Here is a 20,554-nt window from a genome sequence, read left to right on the forward strand (position 1 = left end):
TTAAATAGGTATAACTAAAGCTATAAACCTGCAATAGATTTTATTTCACCAATTATTCTATCTGCCAAATCATTGGCTTCGGTTTGGCTTTTAGCTTCCGTATAAATTCTTATAATAGGTTCTGTATTAGATTTTCTAAGGTGCACCCAGTTCTCTGCAAAATCAATTTTAACACCGTCAATGGTAGATAATTCTTCATCGGCATATTTTTCCGCCATTGACTTTAAAATTCCGTCTACATCCAAACCTGGTGTAAGCTCAATCTTCTTTTTGCTCATAAAATAGCTAGGATAGCTTGCCCTTAATTCCGCAACTGTACCGCCTTTCTCAGCCAATAACATTAAAAACAATGCGGTACCCACCAAAGAATCTCGACCATAGTGACTCTCTGGGTAGATAATACCTCCGTTACCCTCTCCACCAATTATAGCATTATTGCTCTTCATTTTTGTTACCACGTTCACTTCACCAACTGCCGCAGCCTCATAGGTACCTCCGTGTTTTTGAGTGATATCACGTAATGCTCTTGAAGATGATAAATTAGAAACCGTATTCCCCTTGGTCTTACCGAGCACGTAATCTGCACAAGCAACCAAAGTATATTCTTCGCCAAACATTTCACCATCATTGCTAATAAAGGCCAAACGATCAACATCTGGATCTACAACAATACCAAAATCGGCATTTTCCTTCACGACTAGGTCACAAATATCTTTTAAATGCTCCTTTAACGGTTCTGGGTTGTGTGGAAAATGACCCGTTGGCTTGCAATATAGCTCAACTACTTCTACTCCAAATTCCTTTAATAATTTTGGAATGGCAATACCTCCTGTAGAGTTTACACCATCAACAACAACTTTAAACTTTGCCTTTTTAACGACTTCTGCATCAACCAAAGAAAGATTCAACACTTCATCGATATGGATATCTATATAACTATCATTCTTGTTTATCTGCCCTAAATCATCAACATCACAGAATTCAAAATCTTCTTTTTCCGCAATTTCTAAAATTTTAGCACCTTGGGCGGCATCTAAAAATTCCCCTCGTTCATTGAGTAATTTCAAAGCATTCCATTGCTTAGGGTTATGACTAGCGGTTAGAATAATTCCGCCGTCCGCCTTTTCCATAGGTACTGCTATTTCTACTGTTGGCGTTGTTGACAAATCAAGATCAACCACATCTATACCCAAACCTACCAAAGTAAATACAACAAGATTTTGGATCATTTCACCAGACAAACGAGCATCACGACCAATTACCACTTTTAACTTTTCTTTTTTAGAGTATTCTTTTAACCAAACCCCATAAGAAGCAGCAAATTTTACTGCATCGATCGGTGTAAGGTTGTCTCCCGGCTTACCTCCTATTGTTCCTCGTATTCCTGATATGGATTTTATAAGTGTCATATTTCTTAATAAGTTTTTGCAAATATAAACGGTTAGTTTTTACCACAATTGCGCTTCTTTGTAAATTCGACTTTATAAGCATAAAAATAATAGCGTGAATTTTTTAGCACATATCTTTCTATCATTCGGAGACAAAGAAATCACCATTGGCAACTTTATTGCCGATAGTATTCGCGCTAATAAATTTCAACACTTACCTACAAAAGTTCAAAAGGGCATAAAACTTCACAGACATATTGACACCTATACAGATGCGCATAGTATCCCAAAGATTAGCAGTAGAAGATTGCATGCCAATTATAGTCATTATAGTAGGGTTATCGTAGACATCTATTACGACCATTTTTTAGCTAAAAATTGGTCCAAATACTCTGACACACCTTTAGACATATTTGTAGAAGATTTTTACGACCTCTTGGAAGATAATTATGAAATTTTACCTGAAGGTGTAAAACGCATGATGCCGTATATGATTTCTGACAATTGGCTTTACAACTATTCTAAAATGGAAGGCATTGGCAATGTACTGAATGGTATGAACCGAAGAACGAAAAACAAATCTAAAATGAATTTTGCCATTATAGACCTCGAAGAACATTATGATTCTTTTGAAAAAGAATTCACCGAATTTTTTGAAGAGTTAATTACATTTTCAAAACATAAGTACATATCGTTATTTAGTAAATAATATTCTATAAGTCTATTTATCAAAACATTAAATACATTTTATTAACCTAAATATTTAACCAACTATGAACCATCTAAAATTAGCCATTACACTGATAGCTTTCGTGATTTTTGGCAGCTGCAAAGAGAATCCACCCGCACCAACCGGAACAGTTACCAGTAAGGCAATGGTTGTTTCCGCACGTGAAGAAGCTTCAAAAATAGGAAGTGACATTATGCAAAAAGGAGGTAATGCTTTTGATGCCATGGTTGCTACGGAAATGGCTTTGGTAGTTGCTTATCCTTTTGCCGGAAATCTAGGTGGCGGTGGCTTTATGGTCTATAGAAAAGCAAACGGAGAAACAGGTGCTCTAGATTACCGTGAAAAAGCTCCACTATCTGCCCATAGAGACATGTATTTGGATTCCCTGGGCAACGTAATACCAAACAAAAGTACTTTAGGAGCAACCGCGGTTGGGGTACCTGGCACAGTTGCCGGTATTATAGAAGTACACAAAAAATTTGGTTCATTACCTCTTGAAGAGATTATGGCCCCGGTAATTGCCCTGGCCGAACGTGGTGTAGTGGTTACTGCTAATCAAGAAAAAAGACTTGCCAGTCAACGAGATAAGTTTATAGAAGTAAATAGTGACAGCACCAAATTTGCTACTAAATTCAAAGAAAACGATACCATTAAATATCCTGCATTGGCAAAAACGTTTAGAAGTATCGCCAAAAACGGCAGAGATGGCTTTTACAAAGGTGAAGTCGCTCAAAAATTAGCAGCGTACATTCAAGAAAAAGGCGGATATATTACAGAACAAGACCTAGAAAAATACCAAGCAGTATGGAGAGATCCAATTACGTTCGACTATAAGGATTTACACATTATTTCCATGAGTCCGCCTAGTAGCGGTGGGGTTACCATAAATCAAATTTTTAAGATGATGGAGAAATATGATGTTGCGGAATTTGGACACAACAGTCCTAAAATGGTACAACTATTTACCGAAGCATCTAGAAGAGCGTATGCGGATAGAAATTACTTTTTGGGTGATCCAGATTTTGTAGATATACCTTTTGACCGATTATTAAGCGAGGATTACCTAAACGAAAGAATGGCTAATTTTTCTTTTGATCAAGCCACAAAATCTTCTGAGGTACAACATGGCAATATTGAAATTGTTGAGAGCATGGAAACCACGCACTACTCCATCATAGACCAAGAAGGTAATGCGGTATCCGTTACAACGACTCTCAATGGTGCTTACGGCTCTAAACTTTATTCAGATGAGCTAGGCTTCTTTTTAAATAATGAAATGGATGATTTTAGCGCAAAAGCAGGCGTACCAAATATGTTTGGACTGGTAGGTGCGGAAGCAAACAGTATTGCTGCTGAAAAGAGGATGTTGAGCAGTATGACCCCAACCATTGTTGAACGTAATGGTAAGCTTTGGATGGTTGTTGGCACACCTGGAGGTTCAACCATTATAACCGCCGTAGCCCAGACTATTTTAAATAGTTATGAATTTAAAATGAGCATGCAAGATGCTGTCAATGCACCAAGATTTCACCATCAATGGCTTCCTGATATGGTAATTTTTGAACCAGACGGTTTTTCTACCACTCTTACAGATGAGCTTAAAACAAAAGGGTATATTATCAACGAGGAAAGAACACCTATTATAGGTAAAGTAGATGCCATTCGTGTTTTGGACAACGGCAAGCTTGAAGGTGGTGCAGATAAACGCGGTGATGACGCTGCAGTTGGGTTTTAGATGTATCTAAAAATTATAATTTTAGGAATTAAATATTATTATAATAAATTTTAAATCAATATCTTACAATACATATGATAAAGAAACTATTTAAGTTTATTGGACTTCTTGCACTAGTGCTTGCCATTGGCTATGGTGTATTATATTATTTATATAATGAACCCCTACCTACAGGAGAATCTGGTCCGGAAGCAGATGCTTTAGCCTATAGAATGTTAGATGCCCTTAATTACAAAAATTATAATAACACCAATGTCTTGGAATGGTCTTTTCGTGGTGACCATCATTATAAATGGGATCGAAGAAAAGAAATTGTCTCCGTTTCATGGGATGATATCACGGTACATTTAGACCTGATCACCCCTTCTTCCAGTAAGGCTACAATCAACAATTCAAGTGCCTCTTATGATAAAACTATGGATTTAATAGAAAAAGCCCAAAGCTACTTTAACAATGATTCTTTTTGGTTAGTAGCCCCTTTTAAAGTTTTTGACCATGGAACAGAACGTTATTTAGTAGACCTAGAAGATGGTTCTGAAGCATTATTGGTAACCTATACACAAGGCGGAGATACACCTGGTGATTCTTATATGTGGATCATAGAACCTAGCGGAAAACCAAAAAGCTTTAAACTTTGGACCAAGATCATTCCCATAGGCGGAGTTGAAGCTACATGGCAAGATTGGACAAAAACAGAAAGCGGAGTATTTTTACCTACCCTCCATAAACTTGGTCCTTTATCTATATCTATGGGAGAGGTTGTAGGTAAATAATTATATTTTAAACTATGGATCTAATCATTAAACTAATCACATTTAACGAAGTAACAGCAGATTTACAATCTCAACTTACGGAATTATATAAAGAGCTCAATGCCGAAATAACTCAACTGGACCTAGCATCCGCTCTATCGGATTACAACACCACAGATGTTGTCGTTTGTTTGGACAAGGAAAAACTGGTTGGCATAGCCATGATGGCAAAATACAAAGTAGTCTCTGGCCATAAAGGCATGATTGAAGATGTTGTAGTTTCTTCGCAATATAGAGGACAGGGTATAGGGAGAAAACTAATGGAAAAATTGCTTGAACACGCAAAACAAGAAAAGCTTAGTACGGTACTATTGTTTAGCGGACACCATAGAACAGCCGCCATTTCACTCTACAAAAGCTTAGGATTTAAACTAAAAGAAAGCGGATTATACATTAAACCAATTCTTTAATTAACTTTCTTAACATGCTGTAATTGATCTTTTAACTCTTTCATAGACTCTTGTAATTGTCGTAACAATCCACTATCGGTAGTTGCATCAACATTAAAAGTTATCTTACTACTAACTTCCCAAATTTCTTGTATTTGAAAAGGCTTAATATCATAAGGAGGATAAGTTTCATTTAAAGAAACCAGCGTGATGTTATTTGAGTTAGGTCGTTTCTCTATCTTCTTTACCATAATGGAATCTTGCAAAACAACGACATACATTTTATTTGCACTTACATAGTCAATATGCTCAATAGCTCTAGCCAACACCCATTCCCCCGGATGTAAATTAGGCAACATACTATCTCCTTCTACCTGAAACCCTCTATAGGTTGCATTTCTAAATTCTGGAATAGGCAAATCAAATGCTGGCAATTGTTTATACCAACTGGTATCTGAAATATTTTGCGGATACCCTGCGGCTGCCTTGGCGTTTACCAAAACCATATTGTCCCGGTTGGCAGAATCAACCGTAACTACTTTTGGTATGACACTGGTTTTTGATGTTTCCAAATATTGCTCTTCACTTTCCCCAAACAACCAAAGAGGATTGATTTTAAATTGTTTTAATAATTCTGATACTACTTTACCTGAAAGTTTTGTTCTTCCACGTTCTATATCTGCTGTGGTGTTCGATACGCCGATTAGTGAGGCAAACTCCGCTTGGGTATAACCCAATTCCCTACGTAAATCTGTAAATCGTTTTAACGTCAATTCATTTTCCATAGTAAGTCATTTTCTATCAAGACATTAACTTTCCTGACACCTCAAATATACTAATTATGGATTATATCCAATTAATTATTTGGATTATTTCCATAATTAGGATTATTTCCATAATTTTGGATTAATTACAAATCGAAATATGGATTTTAACCGAATAAAAGAAAAACTGAATATATTAGCAGATGCCGCTAAATACGACGTTTCTTGTTCTAGCAGTGGAAGTAACCGAAAAAACAAGAATAATGGTCTAGGCGATACCGGTAATGGTATTTGCCATACTTATACTGAAGATGGGCGATGCGTTTCATTGTTAAAAATCTTATTGACCAATCATTGCATTTTTGACTGCGCGTATTGCGTTACGCGAAAAAGTAATGATATTAAAAGAGCTGCTTTTAAAATTCAAGAGGTAGTAGACCTTACCATCAACTTCTATAGAAGAAACTACATTGAAGGCTTATTTTTAAGCTCCGGTATTTTCAAAAGCGCAGACCATACCATGGAGCGTTTAATTGCAGTAGCTAAAAAACTACGTGAAGAAGAAAATTTTAATGGATACATTCATTTAAAATCCATACCAGGTGCAAGCGATGAATTAATGTACGAGGCCGGTTTATATGCTGATCGTTTATCGGTCAACATTGAAATCCCCACTATTTCCGGCCTTAAACTTTTGGCTCCAGACAAAAAACATGAAGATTTCATTAAACCTATGCAAAAGGTAAAGGATGAAATTATACGCTACAAAGAGGAGAAGAAGATTATTAAAAGCACCTCTAAATATGCACCCGCCGGTCAAAGTACTCAAATGATTATTGGTGCTACAGGCGAAAGCGATAAGGATATCATGTATTCTGCCACCCACTTTTACAAAAATTTTAAAATGAAGCGTGTGTATTATTCTGGTTACGTACCTATATCCAGTGATAGTAGATTGCCCTCTTTGGGTTCTGAAGTACCAATGTTAAGAGAAAATAGATTGTACCAAACAGATTGGTTACTTCGATTTTATGGATTCAGCGTAAATGAAATTTTAGATGTCAACAACCCCAATCTTGATATGGATATTGATCCTAAATTAATGTGGGCGCTACGTAATCTTAATCATTTTCCTATTGATATCAATAAAGCAGATGCCCGAATGTTAGCACGTATACCAGGCATAGGAATGGGTTCTGTACATAAAATAATAAGTGGCAGGAAATATAGAAATCTCAACTGGGAACATCTTAAAAAAATGGGAGTAGCCCTAAATCGTGCTCAGTATTTTATCATATGCAATTCTAATGATTGGGAACGTAGAGATCTTGATGCCAATAAAATAAAAGGTATGATTTTACAATCACAACATAGTAAGTATAAAAATATACATAACAATCAACTATCTCTATTTAATTAAAGTAACCATTTAATAAATTAACACATTATGGAAACCCTTGACAACACCTTAACCACTTCTCAAATTTCAATTCTGAACACCATAATTGCTCGTGTTCAAAGTAAAATATTATCCATTGGATACCATTTGGTATTTATAAAAAGTAAAATTAAAAAAAGACTTAAAATTATTTCTAGAATCTTTTTCTTCAACTTTTAAAACTATAGTTATGAACGCTTCTAAAACCTTAATTTACGATGGCAGTTTCAACGGATTTTTAACTGCTGTATTCACCGGATTTGAGCAGAAATTAACGCACGCAGATATTCAGAAGAACAATCAGCTACAAAGCGGACTTTTTGCAGAAAATGAAACCATTTTCACCAATGTTAAAAAAGCACAACGAGTATGGAACGGTGTTCAAAAAAAGAGTAATACAGCAATAAAGAACATCTATTTTTCCTTTCTAAGCGAGCACAATAATATTGAAGCCCTACTCTATCATTATATTCAAAAACTTATGGGCAGTAAATATTACGGTTCTACAGATTTTAGCGATGACGGAGTTTTAAAAATCAATCAACTTGCACATAAAGTAGGGAGAGAAAAACACCGTATGGAAGCTTTTGTACGTTTTCAACTAACAAAAGACGATGTCTATTTTGCAAACATAGAACCAGATTTTGATGTTATACCTTTAATCTCCAAACATTTTAGAAATAGATACGCAGACCAACAGTGGATCATTTATGATGTAAAACGTAAATACGGAATCTTCTATGATTTACATACTGTTGAAATCATTTCGCTTGACCTTAATGATATACACACTAACAGTATCGAAAAAAGCGATGCATTTATCAATGAAGAATATGAATATCAAGATTTGTGGAATAACTACTTTAAAAGTACCACCATTAAATCTCGTATTAATACAAAACTACATGTGCAACATGTACCTAAGCGTTATTGGAAATACTTATCGGAGAAGAAAGAAGCTGTTTAGTTTTATTTATCTAATTCATATATTGTAAGTTATAGTCTTTAAATGTATACTAAACAAATATTATGTTAGATAAAAAATACCAGTTAGCACAAATCAATATTTCACGTATGATAGGAGTGAATATTAATGATCCTATTATGAAAGAGTTTGTTGATAACTTAGACAAGGTTAATAATTTAGCAGAACAAAGTGAAGGGTTTGTATGGCGACTAAAAGATGAAAATAACGACGCAACAAGTTTTAATCCTTATAATGACGAGCAGGTGATCATTAATATCTCGGTATGGCAATCTATAGCATCTTTAGAAACCTTTGTTTACAAAACTGTACATACAGATTTTCTAAAAAGAAGAAAAGAATGGTTTCAAAAATTTGGAAAAGTTACTACAGCCATGTGGTGGATTTCTGAAGGAGATTTTCCAAGCGTGGAAAATGCAGTTGAACAATTAGATTATTTGCAGAAAAACGGACCTTCTCAAAAGATTTTTGATTTTAGAAACAAATACGCACCACCTATTCTATAATTATGTTTAAAAAATACATTTTCTAAAGATGAACATAATTAATATGATATAAATCAGCTGTTAATTTTATAATTCAATATAATTTTGAAGTAGCTAACTGAATGTCACATAAAGTACATTTTATTATTTCAAGATGAATTACAGCATACTTGCCACTTCCCAATCAAAGAACGATGCCACCATCCATATAAAAGAATCCGCTATTGATTTTAGGACAACCTCTAAAACAACAAATACACTCCCTAACCCAGCGGAACTATTTTTGAGTTCGTTTGCTGCCTGTATGCTCAAAAATGTGGAACGTTTTTCTTTGATGATGAAATTTGATTACCAGAAAACATCTTTAGAAGTATCTGCGGTAAGACTAGAAAACCCCTCAAGAATGAATGATATTGAGTACTCTTTAACCATTTATAGTGAAGATGAAACAATAAACATATCGCTTTTGAAAAAGAATATTGAGAAGTATGGTACCATTTATAATACCATAAAACAATCATGTACTATAACCGGCAGCATTAAAATAACCGCTACTAGCTAACGTGCAAACGATAGTATTTTATTTGATAAAATCAATTTAATCAATATTGGCAAAACAGCATTTACCGAACCAACCTACCCGTTACATTTCCGGCAATAATATTATTCACCTCGCTTACCGTCGCAAAATTAACATCCCCTTCATACGTATGTTTTAAAGCACATGCTGCGCTTGCAAATTCCATAGCCTTATAATCATCATATTGCTGAAGTCCGTAAATTAAGCCTGCAGCAAATGCATCTCCAGTCCCAATACGATCTACAACATGTGTAATATCAATATCTTCAGTTTCCCTAAATTCTTGACCGTTCCACATTCTAGCTCTTATTTTGTGCCATGATGAATTTAAAGAAGTTCTAATTTTATCAAAAACTTTTTCAATACTCGGAAATTCAAGAATCAACTGTTTACTTGCTTTAATGAAATCTTCATTATCATAACCAAAGTTTGTTCCTAAAACTTCATTAATTTCATTTACTCCGCCTATAAAAATTGTTGAATAATTTAAAAGTTCTATCAAAGCTTCTTTAGGATCTTGTCCATATTTCCAAAGTCCACTACGGTAAGTTGGATCTGCAGAAACCGCCATCCCTTTTTCTCTTGCCAGTTTTAAACCGTCTTTTAGCAAGTCATAAGCACCTTTTGACAGCGCAGGTGTTATACCGGTCCAATGCATCCATTCACCATTCTTTAAAGCCGTTTCCCAATTTACCTTAGATGGTTCAATTTCTGAGAATGCCGAATGTGAACGGTTATACGATATCATACTAGGTCTAATTACCGCACCTACCTCTAAAAAGTAGACGCCAAGAGGTCTTTTTGATTTTACGATAGCGGAAGTATCTACACCAAATTTTTGAATATAGGTCATTGCTGTATCACCAATAAAATCATCTGAAACGGCACTAATATGCTTTACTTTTCCTCCAAAATTAGAAATGGATATACCAACGTTCAGTTCTGTTCCTCCAAAATAAAATTCCACAATATTAGATTGCACAAATTTCTTATTGCCGCGTGGTGATATTCGCATTAAAACTTCGCCAAATGTTATTATCTGTCCCATAAAATAATTTTAATCCTAAAATAACCAATGATTATCAAAAAACTATAGTTCCAAAAAAATATATCAAAACTAGGCTGAAATGAGACATAACTTTCTGTTTGCATAAACACTGCGGTTACTTTTATAATTCATTTAGATATTTTTAAACGCAACCTTTGTACATATTTATTTACTTTGTTTATATGGCGCACTCCCTTAAACACGAATGGCGAAAAAAAGAAAAGAATATTTACCTTCCTAAAAAGGAACCTGTACTTCTTACCATTCCGCAATTTCAATATATCACGATTAAGGGTTCTGGTAACCCTAACAGCAAACTTTTTCAAGAACACATACAAGCTTTATACAGTACGGCTTACACAATTAAAATGAACCTAAAACAAATGGAACTATTACCAAACAATTATATGGATTGGACAGTTTATCCTTTAGAAGGTTTTTGGGACATCTCTGAAAAAGCAAAATTAAATTTCACTGGAGAAATCAATAAAGATGAATTGGTTTTTGAGTTAATGATACGGCAACCCGCTTTCATTACAAGTGATTTCTTTAATGAAATGCTTGAACTTGTAAAGAATAAAAAGCCTCAAAAAGTGCTTGACAAGGTAAAATTCAAGACAATTGATGAAGGTGATTGTATTCAAATGTTGCACATGGGCAGTTTTGACAAGGAAGACGAAACATTTAAAATAATGGAAACATTTGCCAAGAATAAAGGGCTTAAGAGAAAGTCTAAAGTCCACAAGGAAATCTACTTGTCCGATTTCAGGAAAACGCCTGAAAGTAAGTTAAAAACAGTATTACGGTTTACAACCGAACCTTAAATCTTAACAGAAAATAGTAAATATCGAATTTTTATTAAACTTAAAAATGCACACAACATAATTAAAAAATTGCTCACATCTTTGTATCTTAAAGTATTCATCATCAATCCATCCTTAAAATGCCTATAAAACCATTACAAATTAGTGTTATACTTTTATTATTTAATTTGGTTGCTGGTCAAACCAAAATATCAGAAGAACAATTTATAACCATTGGTGGTATTGAACAATGGATAACAATTAACGGCAACGATATCACCAATCCAATTATTTTATTTGTACACGGTGGACCGGGTAGCACAATGAGCCATTACAAAGACGAGCCATTTACCAATTGGGAAAAAGAGTTCACCCTTGTACATTGGGACCAACGCGGAGCCGGCAAAACATTTGGAAAAAATGCTCCTGAAGAAGTCAATGAAACATTTTATCAGAATAACCCGCTTTCCATTGCAGAAATGACCGATGATGGTATTGCGGTCTCAACATACTTACTTGAACGCTTTAACAAAAACAAAATCATACTAATAGGTACCTCTTGGGGATCAATTCTTGGTACCTTAATGGCTCAAAAGAATCCAAATTTATTTCATGCATATATTGGCCATGCACAATTTGTCCACTTTTCAGAAAACATTAAAAATGCCTATTCAGAAGTGCACCAAATAGCACAAGCAAAAAAAGATGAATCCATAATTTTAAAACTTAAAGATTTAGGACCACCTCCTTATTCAAAAGCCAAAACCTATGGTCAACTATTACTTATAACCAAACAGTATGAAAAAGAAAACGCTGCCCCTGCTCCAACTTCATGGTTCAAAATAGACCCTGCATATGAAAACAACCAAGACAGTAAAGACCGCTACAACGGAGATGATTATTCATTTTTAAACCTTGTAGGCGATGTGGATCTTGGTATAAAATCAATGGTTCAGGACATTAATTTTAACAAAACGGCACAATCTTTTCACCTACCTATCATCTTAATACAAGGTGAAGGTGATATTCTTTGTTCAAAAAAATTAAATCAATCTTATTTTGAAAAAATCAGGGCTCCAAAAAAAGAATATGTTTTAGTCTCCAATGCAGCCCATGGTTTAAACGAAGCTATTGTTAAAAAACAATATGAAATCTTAAAATCACTTTATATACAGAAATAACATATTTTCATTGAGCAGCTTATTTGCTCCCCTTATCACCCACAAAATGACCGCTTTTAGCTTTAAACAACACATTAAAGGTTGTTAAACTGCCATAGATACGGGTAATGTATTGTTGAAGATCTATCTTCTCTTGATCATCTAAATTTTTACTGGAATTTATTTTTTGCTCCATAACCCGTATACGATCACGAACCATCACTATTTTATGAAAAAAAGTATTTATAGGTATCTCTTTATTACTTAAACCAGCCTCACCTGGTTCTAATATTAAATTTCCACCTTTCCATTTATCGGCTATGGCAACACGCTGGGTAGCGTCGCTCCATTTTTGTAAAATGGAGACCAATGAACTTTCCACGTCAAAAAAACTAACCGTATCCACTTCATTTTCAATTGCCTCGATTACCTCGTAGTCAGAATCTATATCAATAGTTTCTAAACCACTATCCATAAATGTCACCCAATACATATTACTGGATACATTTGTAATTACACCATTACCAAATTCCGTATGTGATATTCTAGAGCCTATTCCTAATATTTTCATTGTTTTCAACTTTTATGCATCGCTAATTTAAGATCAGTTTTGATGATCAGCAAATAAGAACTTACTTTTTACAACCAATGAAATCAATATTGATTTTTGTTATCTAGTCTACTTCATGTACATTTAGTGACAATATTTGTACACAACCTTAATCCATCAACATGAAAAATATAATGGCAATTGCCTTTTTTAGTTTTCTATTTATTTCTTGCGGAGAAAAAAAGAAAGAAATAGCCGAACATATACAGTCACCTAAAAAAATAAAAGCCCTTGTTATTGACGGACAGAACAACCATTACGTGTGGCCAAAAACAACGATGATGATAAAGGACTATTTAGAACAGACCAATTTATTTACAGTAGATATTGAAAGAATGGACTCTATATGGTTAGGAATAAAATATAATAAAACACGCCCCGAAGCTTATGAATCTTTTATTGAGACCTACCCTTTGAAAGATAAAACATATCAAACTTCTCACAGCCCTATTAAAACATCGGACTTTTCATTCAATTTTGATAATTATGACGTTATCATTTCCAACCTTGGTGCCGATTCTCCTTTATGGCCCGTTAAAACTAGGGAAGCTTTTGAAAGTTATATGAAAAATGGCGGAGGACTTGTGGTTATACATGCTGCAGATAATGCATGGGGAGAATGGGAAGAATACAATAAAATGATCGGATTAGGTGCATGGGGTGGCCGTGATGAAAAATCAGGACCTTACGTATACTATAATGAACAAGGAGAAATTATAAAAGATACCGTAGTTGGTGTTTGCGGTTCTCATGGACCAGAATACGAATTTCAAATTACTACAAGGGCAGCGGAACATCCTATCATGAAAGGTTTACCTGAAAAATGGTTGCACACGCCAGATGAAATGTACGAACGTATGAGAGGACCATTTGAAAATGCGACTATACTAGCCACGGCATATGCCGATGTTGAAAAGAATGCTCCACCATGGGACCCCAATGTTACCGGCTTAGGACAACACGTACCACAATTAATGGCCATTAATTATGGTAAGGGTCGTGTTTTTCACTCCACACTAGGACACTTTGATTATTCTATGGAATGTACCGGCTTTATAACTACCCTTCAACGAGGATCTGAATGGGCGGCAACGGGAAAAGTAACACAGGAAATCCCTAAAGATTTCCCTTCAGCCGATGCTTCAAATTCTCGACCTTGGAAATAGCATATGTTCATTTACTCTGAAACCGGATTACAGTCTTCTCTTCTTCTGGAATCTATTAGGTAGATTATTTTCCAGGCATCTTTCTCTTTAAACAATTGAAATGAATTAACACCACAATGACTGAATTCACCTTTGTACCAAAATTCGTACGGTACCCAAACATGGGCCATGCCGCCATCTATTTGAATTTTGTAGTCTAGTACTTTTTCGTGAAAGGTAATGGAATCAGGCGTGGTAATCATAAAATTAATTATGTCATTAAAGTTATTATCCCGAATACTCATTTTACCCAGCACATTTAAATTTACAGTTTGCATTTTAACATCGGGGTCAACAACGCCTTTCATGGCAAATTCATTTTTGCCATTAAAAGCATAAAAAAAAGTCTCAACGGCATACTTAACCTTTACCTCTTCGTCTATTTGCGCATTTACTGCATTTATCATAAAAAGCATCAATAGCAAAGAGAAATATTTCATTGGGATTCTTTTGAAAAGTTATTTACGGTAAAAATAGGTAAAATATGAATGAAGACTTTTCAAATGGATTCTAATTAGGGAGTGCTTAGTCTCATTAAAACTCCTTACTTTTATGGCGCAAAACCAAAATCAAGTTATGTCAACAGCTAAAAAAGAATACAAAAGAGTTACGGTCAAATCTTTAGTGGATATGAAGAAGAACGGAGAAAAAATCTCCATGCTTACAGCATATGACTATTCAATGGCCAAAATTGTAGATGCTGCCAAAGTCGATGTTATTTTGGTTGGTGATTCTGCTAGTAATGTCATGGCGGGTCATGAAACTACTTTACCTATCACTTTAGATCAAATGATTTATCATGCATCTTCTGTTATTAGGGCTATTGACCGTGCATTGGTGGTTGTAGATTTACCTTTTGGAAGCTACCAAAGCGACCCTAAGGAAGCTTTGCGATCGGCAATTAGAATTATGAAAGAAAGTGGTGCCCATGCTGTAAAGCTAGAGGGTGGTGCAGAAATTAAGGAATCCGTTAAAAGAATACTTGCAGCCGGTATTCCGGTAATGGGCCATTTGGGCCTTACTCCACAATCCATCTATAAGTTTGGAACATATACCGTACGTGCCAAAGAAGAGGAAGAAGCAGAGAAATTAATGGAAGATGCCAAACTGCTTCAAAAACTGGGTTGCTTTGGTATAGTTCTTGAAAAAATACCTGCAATGCTCACAAAGCAAGTCTCTGAAAATTTGACCATACCTACCATAGGTATCGGTGGTGGCAAATATGCAGATGGTCAAGTATTGGTTGTTCATGATCTTTTAGGCATGACACATGAATTCAACCCACGTTTTTTACGTAGATATATGAATCTTTATGAAGAAATGGGAAATGCCATCTCCAATTACGTCAGCGATGTAAAAAGCCAAGATTTCCCTAATGATGACGAGCAATACTAATTATTATCATCATATTCTTTGTCAAAAAAAACACATTCTACCGTAGACAATCTTCAAGTACTTTTTGAAGACAATCACCTTATCATCATTAATAAGCGACCTGGTGATATTGTACAGGGCGACAAAACCGGAGACCAACCTCTTAGCGATACCGTTAAGACATATTTAAAAATTAAATACAATAAACCTGGTAATGTATATTTAGGTGTAGTTCATCGTTTAGATAGACCTACATCTGGTATTGTGGTGTTCGCTAAGACATCAAAAGCCCTACCAAGATTGAATAAGATGTTTGCTGAAAAAGATGCAAAGAAAACATATTGGGCAATTGTTAAAAATAACCCTAAAGAACCGGAAAAAAGACTGGTTCACTGGATGAAAAGAAATACAAAGCAAAATAAATCTTACGCAAACATTAAAGAGGTTCCCGATAGTAAAAAAGCGATGCTTACCTACAAAACCATAAAAAAGCTTAACCATTACTTTCTTTTGCAGATTGATTTGGAAACAGGTAGACACCACCAAATTAGATCACAATTAAGCGCTATTGGCTCGCCAATTAAGGGCGATTTAAAATATGGTTTCAATAGAAGTAATGATGATGGCAGTATACATTTACACGCCAGAAAATTACGTTTAACACATCCTGTAAAAAAAGAACCTTTAGAGATCATTGCCCCACCGCCAAATGACCCTATTTGGAATGCATGTCTTTAATTTCACTATTTTTAGGGAAAACACTATGACCATGATAAAGAAATTTTCGATTTTAAGCGTTTTCTTACTAATTGCGTCTTGCAGCAGCTATAATTCAATTGATTCATTCTACAACGCACACAAAAACGATGATCAGGTTACAGCGATTAGAGTACCACAATTTATGCTTACCATGATCAGTGAAATTTCACCAGAAATGAAAGCTATGGTAGGTAACACCAAAGATTTAAGATATATGCAATTCCCTAGTACAACTACTAGTCGCACTCAATTTTTAAATCAGCAGATGAATGGTATTACCGGAAATTCATTCATAGAGATATTTCGTAAGAACGATGAACTTAAACGAAATGTAGTATCTGTTCGTGAAAGAAAAAATTTAGTCAAGGAAATCCTGATTTACAATAACAACAACCAAACCGGGTCCTTTTTATATTTCAATGGAGATTTTGATCCTGCAAAGGTTAGGGAAATGGCAAAAAACGAGCAATTCACTAAATTCGGGGATAATATCATTAATCAATTTGGAGCAAGTACACCTGGCATCAACTCCCAGAACAAATAAGTTACTTAGGCAGCTTTTTTTGAACGTATACTTTCTATAACCACAGAACTTAATATTAGTATACCGCCAATAATAGTTGTGCCCCTTGGTATTTCAGAAAGAAAAATTGCCCCTATTATAATCCCGTAAACAGGTTGAATACTACTCAAAATACTTACCGTAGTAATATTAAAATGTTTAAATGTCATTAAAAATAAGGTATGCCCAATAGCTGTAGTCAATATAGCTAAGGCCACAAGCACGTGCCACTGAGCCACAATGGCCTCTGAAGTGACCGTAAATAAAAATGGAAATAATAGCACCCCAACTATTGCGGTTTGGTAGGTCATTAACATTGACCCATTATACTTTGAAACTTTCTTTTTTAAAAGAATGTTTCTTAACGCATAGGCCAAAGCAGAAAACACACCAAAGCCTATAGCTATTGTATATGAATCTGCAAAATTTAAAGTTGGACTAAGAAAATACATTCCGGTTAACACCAGAACAGCCAGTAAAATATGTACCAGCTGAAATTTGGTTTTTAAGAGAACTGGTTCTAGCAAAGCCGTAATTACAGGATATGTGAAGATAGACAGCATGCCAATGGCTACGTTGGATAATTTTAAAGCATAGAAATAGGCGATCCAATGAGTGCCCATTAATAACCCACTTAATAAGATAACCCCTGTATCTTTTTTATCTATTTTTAAACCAAACCCCTTCCATTTACAATACAAAAACAATGCAATAAATGCCAAAATAGCCCGCGCACCTATTGCCACTGGCACCGGCAACTGTACATATCTACCCAATGCCCCCGAAGTGGAAATAAATAGCATAGCCAAATTGATTTCCAATAAATGCTGAAAATGGTTATTTTTCATTTACTCATCACTTTCCTACCGTGTTCTTGCCAAGGCTTTTTTACGTATAATTTCTGAAACTGACTTATTCTGTAAGTGACTTTCTAACCAAGACAGGATATCTAAATATAAAAATGCTCTTTTCTCATATGGATGATGTTCATATTTTTTAAGCTCCGTATACAATTTCTGAAACTCTGCCTTCAATTGGTTTGGATAAATACCACCAAGACTTCTTAAGAACTTTATCATCTCCTTTTGTACGGCATGCATATCGTTCATTTTTAAAAGAAACTTATATGTACTCTTTAATTGAATTTCCAAATGATAGTCCATACCTGCCTCATAATGAGCAACTAAACTTAAAACCCTAGCAAAGCACATTAAATCTTCGCGCATTTTTAAATTCTTGTTATCAATGATTTTTTTCAAGTATTGAATACACGTTTTATTGTCACCAATTCCAAAATACAGACATGCTATTTTATAATACAGTACCATTACATGATGAACATCTATTCTATCTCTGTGCTTGTTAATTCCGTATTCAATTATTTTTACCAAATACAACCCTTTTTCAAAATTGCCTTCCAAAAAATGTAAATTCAATTTGTTGGCATTTAAATACATAAACGCTAATGAATTGATATTGTCGTTATCTGGAAAGTTCTTTTCCTTGATGGTAGTTTCTAAACGCTCAAGCACTTCTTTGAATTGAGAACTATATTGTACGTAAAAAAGAGATTCCAGTAAATAATGATTGCCTTTTAAAAAGAATACCGGGTTTAAATAGATCATATCTTTATGATCATAAAAAAGATCTACCCATTTGCTCGCATATTTAAAACAAGATAAAAAGTCTTGCGTTAAAAAACTGTACCATAAATGGGCCTTGTACAACCATAATTTTTCCCTAAAACCTAAGTCTTCTATGTTGTATAGCGGTAAATGGTCATTAAAATAGGTTTTTACCTTTTGAAAATCTTCATTACTTCTAACGTAGCCAACCTTTAACATCATCCCATAAAGTTGTAATGAAAGGTTAGATAGTTTACTGGTCATAACATTATGCCCAGACAATTCTTTTGCCTGTATTGCAAGTTCATCTGCACGATCAGGAATACTACGGGTTATATATTGCGTTTCAATGATTTTTTCCAACTCAACTATCTCATAAGCAATATTCTTCTCTTCATTTTCAATAGCTATTGCTTTTACCTTATCCAATATTTTTAGGCTTTGTTTATAAAGGCCTTTCTGATATAGAATTGTAGCAAAATCCAATTGTTCCCTTATTTGAACCCTTATATTTTGGTTAACCGGATTTAATCTAAGGCTCACCAAAATCTGTTTATATAGATGAGCTTTTAGGTTAGAAAGCTGAGCTTTTTTAACAATCCCACTTTCTAGTATTGTTTTCTCATCATATTGTTTAATTTTATCCAATAAATTGAACAGAGCTAAAAATTTGGCATCTGTATTCACTCCTAATCTACCCACGTAAAGCTTAAATTGACGCTTCTCAGATTTAGAAAGTGATTTAACCAGAACGAACAAAGCATCTTTATGCGCATTTGTCATCGTAAAAATAATAGTTTAAAGAATTGTAATTCAATGTTTTATATACCTAAAAAACTGACTTAACGTTGTAAACATGTTCACAAAATTAGTATGTTTTGTGTTTTAGGTTATATATTCGTTTGACGAGTAAAACTACGTAAATTATATGAGTAAAGATATCGTACAAATATTTGACACTACTTTAAGAGATGGAGAACAAGTACCTGGCTGCAAACTAGACAGGGAACAAAAATTGGTCATCGCTGAACGCCTAGACATTTTGGGTGTAAATGTGATTGAGGCCGGTTTTCCCGTATCTAGTCCAGGAGATTTCCAATCTGTGGAAGCTATATCCAAACTTGTAAAAAATGCAACTGTTTGTGGCTTAACAAGAGCGGTTAAAAATGACATTGAAGTAGCTGCGGAAGCACTTAAGTATGCCAAAATGCCCAGAATACATACAGGTATAGGCACATCTGATTCTCATATAAAATTCAAGTTCAACTCAAATAGGGACGCTATAATAGAACGTGCAGTGGCTGCGGTCAGTTATGCCAAAACTTTTGTAGAAGATGTTGAATTCTATGCTGAAGATGCCGGTAGAACGGACAATGAGTTTTTAGCACGTGTATGTGAAGCCGTAATAAAGGCAGGAGCCACTGTATTGAATATACCTGATACCACTGGTTATTGTTTGCCCGATGAATACGGAGCAAAAATGAAATACCTTCGTGAAAACGTAAAAGGAATTGAGAAAGCAACACTTTCTTGCCATTGCCACAACGATTTAGGTTTAGCGACCGCCAATTCAATTGCAGGTGTCATCAATGGTGCCAGACAAATAGAATGCACTATAAACGGAATTGGAGAAAGAGCCGGTAATACTTCTTTAGAAGAAGTGGTCATGATTATGCGTCAGCACCCGGATTTAAATTTAGACACCAGTATAAACAGCAAATTGTTATACGACACTAGCTTAATGGTTTCCAATAAAATGGGAATGATGGTTCAACCGAACAAAGCGATTGTTGGAGCCAATGCCTTTGCCCACAGTTCTGGAATTCACCAAGATGGAGTAATTAAAAATAGGGAGACCTATGAAATTATAGACCCTGCAGATGTAGGTGTCACAGAATCTTCAATTGTGTTGACCGCCAGAAGTGGTAGAGCAGCCTTGGCCTATAGAGCAAAAATTGTGGGTTACGAGTTAACCAAAACACAACTAGACCAAGTATACCAAGAGTTCTTGAAATATGCCGACGTTAAAAAAGAGGTGAAAGACGATGACATTCATCAAATAATTGAGACCTCAAAAATAGATTTACAAAGTATAAGCTAAT

The 20,554-nt window shown here is 34.8% G+C and carries 22 protein-coding genes; 15 read left to right on the forward strand and 7 right to left on the reverse strand.

The genetic code is table 11. The annotated features are described in order from the left end of the window. Positions 1-20: 20 nt before the first annotated feature. The gene (gene glmM, locus B2Z27_RS03405; RefSeq protein WP_286812576.1) at positions 21-1,409 is read right to left on the reverse strand and encodes a phosphoglucosamine mutase; all 1,389 of its coding nucleotides are present in this window, start codon (positions 1,407-1,409) and stop codon (positions 21-23) included. 94 nt (positions 1,410-1,503) lie between these two features. Here glmM and B2Z27_RS03410 point away from each other — a divergent pair, with 94 nt between their 5' ends. From B2Z27_RS03410 to B2Z27_RS03425, 4 genes are all read left to right on the forward strand, one after another. After that, on the forward strand, positions 1,504-2,097 hold the full coding sequence (locus B2Z27_RS03410; protein ID WP_286812577.1) for an ACP phosphodiesterase: 594 nt from the start codon (positions 1,504-1,506) through the stop codon (positions 2,095-2,097). Between the two features lie 64 nt (positions 2,098-2,161). Continuing rightward, positions 2,162-3,853: a gamma-glutamyltransferase gene (gene ggt / locus B2Z27_RS03415; RefSeq protein WP_286812578.1), complete on the forward strand. Its 1,692-nt coding sequence runs from the start codon at positions 2,162-2,164 to the stop codon at positions 3,851-3,853. Positions 3,854-3,927: 74 nt separating this feature from the next. Continuing rightward, positions 3,928-4,626 (forward strand): hypothetical protein, encoded by a 699-nt coding sequence (locus B2Z27_RS03420; protein WP_286812579.1) that lies wholly within the window; start codon positions 3,928-3,930, stop codon positions 4,624-4,626. A 14-nt stretch (positions 4,627-4,640) separates the two neighbouring features. Further along, a complete protein-coding gene (locus B2Z27_RS03425) occupies positions 4,641-5,075 on the forward strand; it encodes a GNAT family N-acetyltransferase (RefSeq protein ID WP_286812580.1) in 435 nt (144 codons plus the stop codon). Here B2Z27_RS03425 and B2Z27_RS03430 read toward each other — a convergent pair. Beyond that, positions 5,072-5,839: an XRE family transcriptional regulator gene (locus B2Z27_RS03430; protein WP_286812581.1), complete on the reverse strand. Its 768-nt coding sequence runs from the start codon at positions 5,837-5,839 to the stop codon at positions 5,072-5,074. The genes B2Z27_RS03425 and B2Z27_RS03430 overlap by 4 nt on opposite strands. Before the next feature lie 139 nt (positions 5,840-5,978). On the opposite strand from B2Z27_RS03430, the gene B2Z27_RS03435 reads away from it, so the two are divergent. From B2Z27_RS03435 to B2Z27_RS03450, 4 genes are all read left to right on the forward strand, one after another. Then, on the forward strand, positions 5,979-7,238 hold the full coding sequence (locus B2Z27_RS03435) for a putative DNA modification/repair radical SAM protein (protein ID WP_286812582.1): 1,260 nt from the start codon (positions 5,979-5,981) through the stop codon (positions 7,236-7,238). Positions 7,239-7,446: 208 nt separating this feature from the next. Beyond that, positions 7,447-8,223, forward strand: a complete 777-nt coding sequence (locus tag B2Z27_RS03440) for a TIGR03915 family putative DNA repair protein (protein ID WP_286812583.1) — start codon at positions 7,447-7,449, stop codon at positions 8,221-8,223. A 62-nt stretch (positions 8,224-8,285) separates the two neighbouring features. Continuing rightward, on the forward strand, positions 8,286-8,747 hold the full coding sequence (locus B2Z27_RS03445) for a DUF3291 domain-containing protein (RefSeq protein WP_286812584.1): 462 nt from the start codon (positions 8,286-8,288) through the stop codon (positions 8,745-8,747). Between the two features lie 133 nt (positions 8,748-8,880). Continuing rightward, positions 8,881-9,288, forward strand: a complete 408-nt coding sequence (locus tag B2Z27_RS03450; RefSeq protein WP_286812585.1) for an OsmC family protein — start codon at positions 8,881-8,883, stop codon at positions 9,286-9,288. A 61-nt stretch (positions 9,289-9,349) separates the two neighbouring features. On the opposite strand, the gene B2Z27_RS03455 is transcribed toward B2Z27_RS03450, so the two are convergent. Beyond that, positions 9,350-10,354: a sugar kinase gene (locus B2Z27_RS03455; RefSeq protein WP_286812586.1), complete on the reverse strand. Its 1,005-nt coding sequence runs from the start codon at positions 10,352-10,354 to the stop codon at positions 9,350-9,352. A 182-nt stretch (positions 10,355-10,536) separates the two neighbouring features. Here B2Z27_RS03455 and B2Z27_RS03460 point away from each other — a divergent pair, with 182 nt between their 5' ends. Together B2Z27_RS03460 and B2Z27_RS03465 are read left to right on the forward strand one after the other, a co-directional pair. Beyond that, positions 10,537-11,178 carry a GyrI-like domain-containing protein gene (locus B2Z27_RS03460; RefSeq protein WP_286812587.1) on the forward strand — a complete coding sequence of 214 codons (642 nt, stop codon included), beginning with the start codon at positions 10,537-10,539 and terminating at the stop codon, positions 11,176-11,178. A gap of 119 nt (positions 11,179-11,297) precedes the next feature. Beyond that, on the forward strand, positions 11,298-12,338 hold the full coding sequence (locus B2Z27_RS03465; RefSeq protein WP_286812588.1) for an alpha/beta hydrolase: 1,041 nt from the start codon (positions 11,298-11,300) through the stop codon (positions 12,336-12,338). Between the two features lie 19 nt (positions 12,339-12,357). Here the strand turns inward: B2Z27_RS03465 and B2Z27_RS03470 are convergent, their stop codons facing one another. Beyond that, positions 12,358-12,888: a hypothetical protein gene (locus B2Z27_RS03470; RefSeq protein WP_286812589.1), complete on the reverse strand. Its 531-nt coding sequence runs from the start codon at positions 12,886-12,888 to the stop codon at positions 12,358-12,360. A 161-nt stretch (positions 12,889-13,049) separates the two neighbouring features. Here B2Z27_RS03470 and B2Z27_RS03475 point away from each other — a divergent pair, with 161 nt between their 5' ends. After that, positions 13,050-14,093 carry a ThuA domain-containing protein gene (locus tag B2Z27_RS03475; RefSeq protein WP_286812590.1) on the forward strand — a complete coding sequence of 348 codons (1,044 nt, stop codon included), beginning with the start codon at positions 13,050-13,052 and terminating at the stop codon, positions 14,091-14,093. 11 nt (positions 14,094-14,104) lie between these two features. Here the strand turns inward: B2Z27_RS03475 and B2Z27_RS03480 are convergent, their stop codons facing one another. Then, a complete protein-coding gene (locus tag B2Z27_RS03480) occupies positions 14,105-14,572 on the reverse strand; it encodes a nuclear transport factor 2 family protein (RefSeq protein WP_210707210.1) in 468 nt (155 codons plus the stop codon). 136 nt (positions 14,573-14,708) lie between these two features. Here B2Z27_RS03480 and panB point away from each other — a divergent pair, with 136 nt between their 5' ends. The 3 genes from panB to B2Z27_RS03495 are packed head-to-tail and all read left to right on the forward strand — an operon-like array spanning position 14,709 to position 16,809. Continuing rightward, positions 14,709-15,527 (forward strand): 3-methyl-2-oxobutanoate hydroxymethyltransferase, encoded by an 819-nt coding sequence (gene panB, locus B2Z27_RS03485; protein ID WP_058102919.1) that lies wholly within the window; start codon positions 14,709-14,711, stop codon positions 15,525-15,527. Positions 15,528-15,545: 18 nt separating this feature from the next. Next, entirely contained in the window at positions 15,546-16,244 is a 699-nt protein-coding gene (locus B2Z27_RS03490; protein ID WP_210707211.1) for an RluA family pseudouridine synthase, read from the forward strand. A 31-nt stretch (positions 16,245-16,275) separates the two neighbouring features. Continuing rightward, on the forward strand, positions 16,276-16,809 hold the full coding sequence (locus B2Z27_RS03495; RefSeq protein WP_286812591.1) for a DUF4252 domain-containing protein: 534 nt from the start codon (positions 16,276-16,278) through the stop codon (positions 16,807-16,809). A 5-nt stretch (positions 16,810-16,814) separates the two neighbouring features. Here the strand turns inward: B2Z27_RS03495 and B2Z27_RS03500 are convergent, their stop codons facing one another. Both B2Z27_RS03500 and B2Z27_RS03505 read right to left on the reverse strand, forming a co-directional pair. Then, complete coding sequence (locus B2Z27_RS03500; protein WP_286812592.1) at positions 16,815-17,675, reverse strand: DMT family transporter; 861 nt, start codon at positions 17,673-17,675, stop codon at positions 16,815-16,817. Between the two features lie 15 nt (positions 17,676-17,690). Then, entirely contained in the window at positions 17,691-19,235 is a 1,545-nt protein-coding gene (locus B2Z27_RS03505; protein WP_286812593.1) for a hypothetical protein, read from the reverse strand. A 145-nt stretch (positions 19,236-19,380) separates the two neighbouring features. On the opposite strand from B2Z27_RS03505, the gene B2Z27_RS03510 reads away from it, so the two are divergent. Then, positions 19,381-20,553 carry a 2-isopropylmalate synthase gene (locus tag B2Z27_RS03510; protein ID WP_074674129.1) on the forward strand — a complete coding sequence of 391 codons (1,173 nt, stop codon included), beginning with the start codon at positions 19,381-19,383 and terminating at the stop codon, positions 20,551-20,553. The last annotated feature ends 1 nt before the right edge of the window (position 20,554 follow it).

Source organism: Maribacter sp. UBA3344 (assembly GCF_002362375.1).
In the GTDB taxonomy this organism is placed as follows: domain Bacteria; phylum Bacteroidota; class Bacteroidia; order Flavobacteriales; family Flavobacteriaceae; genus Maribacter; species Maribacter dokdonensis.

Bases quoted from the DNA above. Each gene is read 5' to 3' on its own strand.
- glmM (WP_286812576.1), bottom strand. From the start codon at position 1,409: ATGACACTTATAAAATCCATATCAGGAATACGAGGAACAATAGGAGGT.
- ggt (WP_286812578.1), top strand. From the start codon at position 2,162: ATGAACCATCTAAAATTAGCCATTACACTGATAGCTTTCGTGATTTTT.
- B2Z27_RS03420 (WP_286812579.1), top strand. From the start codon at position 3,928: ATGATAAAGAAACTATTTAAGTTTATTGGACTTCTTGCACTAGTGCTT.
- B2Z27_RS03425 (WP_286812580.1), top strand. From the start codon at position 4,641: ATGGATCTAATCATTAAACTAATCACATTTAACGAAGTAACAGCAGAT.
- B2Z27_RS03430 (WP_286812581.1), bottom strand. From the start codon at position 5,839: ATGGAAAATGAATTGACGTTAAAACGATTTACAGATTTACGTAGGGAA.
- B2Z27_RS03435 (WP_286812582.1), top strand. From the start codon at position 5,979: ATGGATTTTAACCGAATAAAAGAAAAACTGAATATATTAGCAGATGCC.
- B2Z27_RS03440 (WP_286812583.1), top strand. From the start codon at position 7,447: ATGAACGCTTCTAAAACCTTAATTTACGATGGCAGTTTCAACGGATTT.
- B2Z27_RS03445 (WP_286812584.1), top strand. From the start codon at position 8,286: ATGTTAGATAAAAAATACCAGTTAGCACAAATCAATATTTCACGTATG.
- B2Z27_RS03450 (WP_286812585.1), top strand. From the start codon at position 8,881: ATGAATTACAGCATACTTGCCACTTCCCAATCAAAGAACGATGCCACC.
- B2Z27_RS03455 (WP_286812586.1), bottom strand. From the start codon at position 10,354: ATGGGACAGATAATAACATTTGGCGAAGTTTTAATGCGAATATCACCA.
- B2Z27_RS03460 (WP_286812587.1), top strand. From the start codon at position 10,537: ATGGCGCACTCCCTTAAACACGAATGGCGAAAAAAAGAAAAGAATATT.
- B2Z27_RS03465 (WP_286812588.1), top strand. From the start codon at position 11,298: ATGCCTATAAAACCATTACAAATTAGTGTTATACTTTTATTATTTAAT.
- B2Z27_RS03470 (WP_286812589.1), bottom strand. From the start codon at position 12,888: ATGAAAATATTAGGAATAGGCTCTAGAATATCACATACGGAATTTGGT.
- B2Z27_RS03475 (WP_286812590.1), top strand. From the start codon at position 13,050: ATGAAAAATATAATGGCAATTGCCTTTTTTAGTTTTCTATTTATTTCT.
- B2Z27_RS03480 (WP_210707210.1), bottom strand. From the start codon at position 14,572: ATGAAATATTTCTCTTTGCTATTGATGCTTTTTATGATAAATGCAGTA.
- panB (WP_058102919.1), top strand. From the start codon at position 14,709: ATGTCAACAGCTAAAAAAGAATACAAAAGAGTTACGGTCAAATCTTTA.
- B2Z27_RS03495 (WP_286812591.1), top strand. From the start codon at position 16,276: ATGATAAAGAAATTTTCGATTTTAAGCGTTTTCTTACTAATTGCGTCT.
- B2Z27_RS03500 (WP_286812592.1), bottom strand. From the start codon at position 17,675: ATGAAAAATAACCATTTTCAGCATTTATTGGAAATCAATTTGGCTATG.
- B2Z27_RS03505 (WP_286812593.1), bottom strand. From the start codon at position 19,235: ATGACAAATGCGCATAAAGATGCTTTGTTCGTTCTGGTTAAATCACTT.
- B2Z27_RS03510 (WP_074674129.1), top strand. From the start codon at position 19,381: ATGAGTAAAGATATCGTACAAATATTTGACACTACTTTAAGAGATGGA.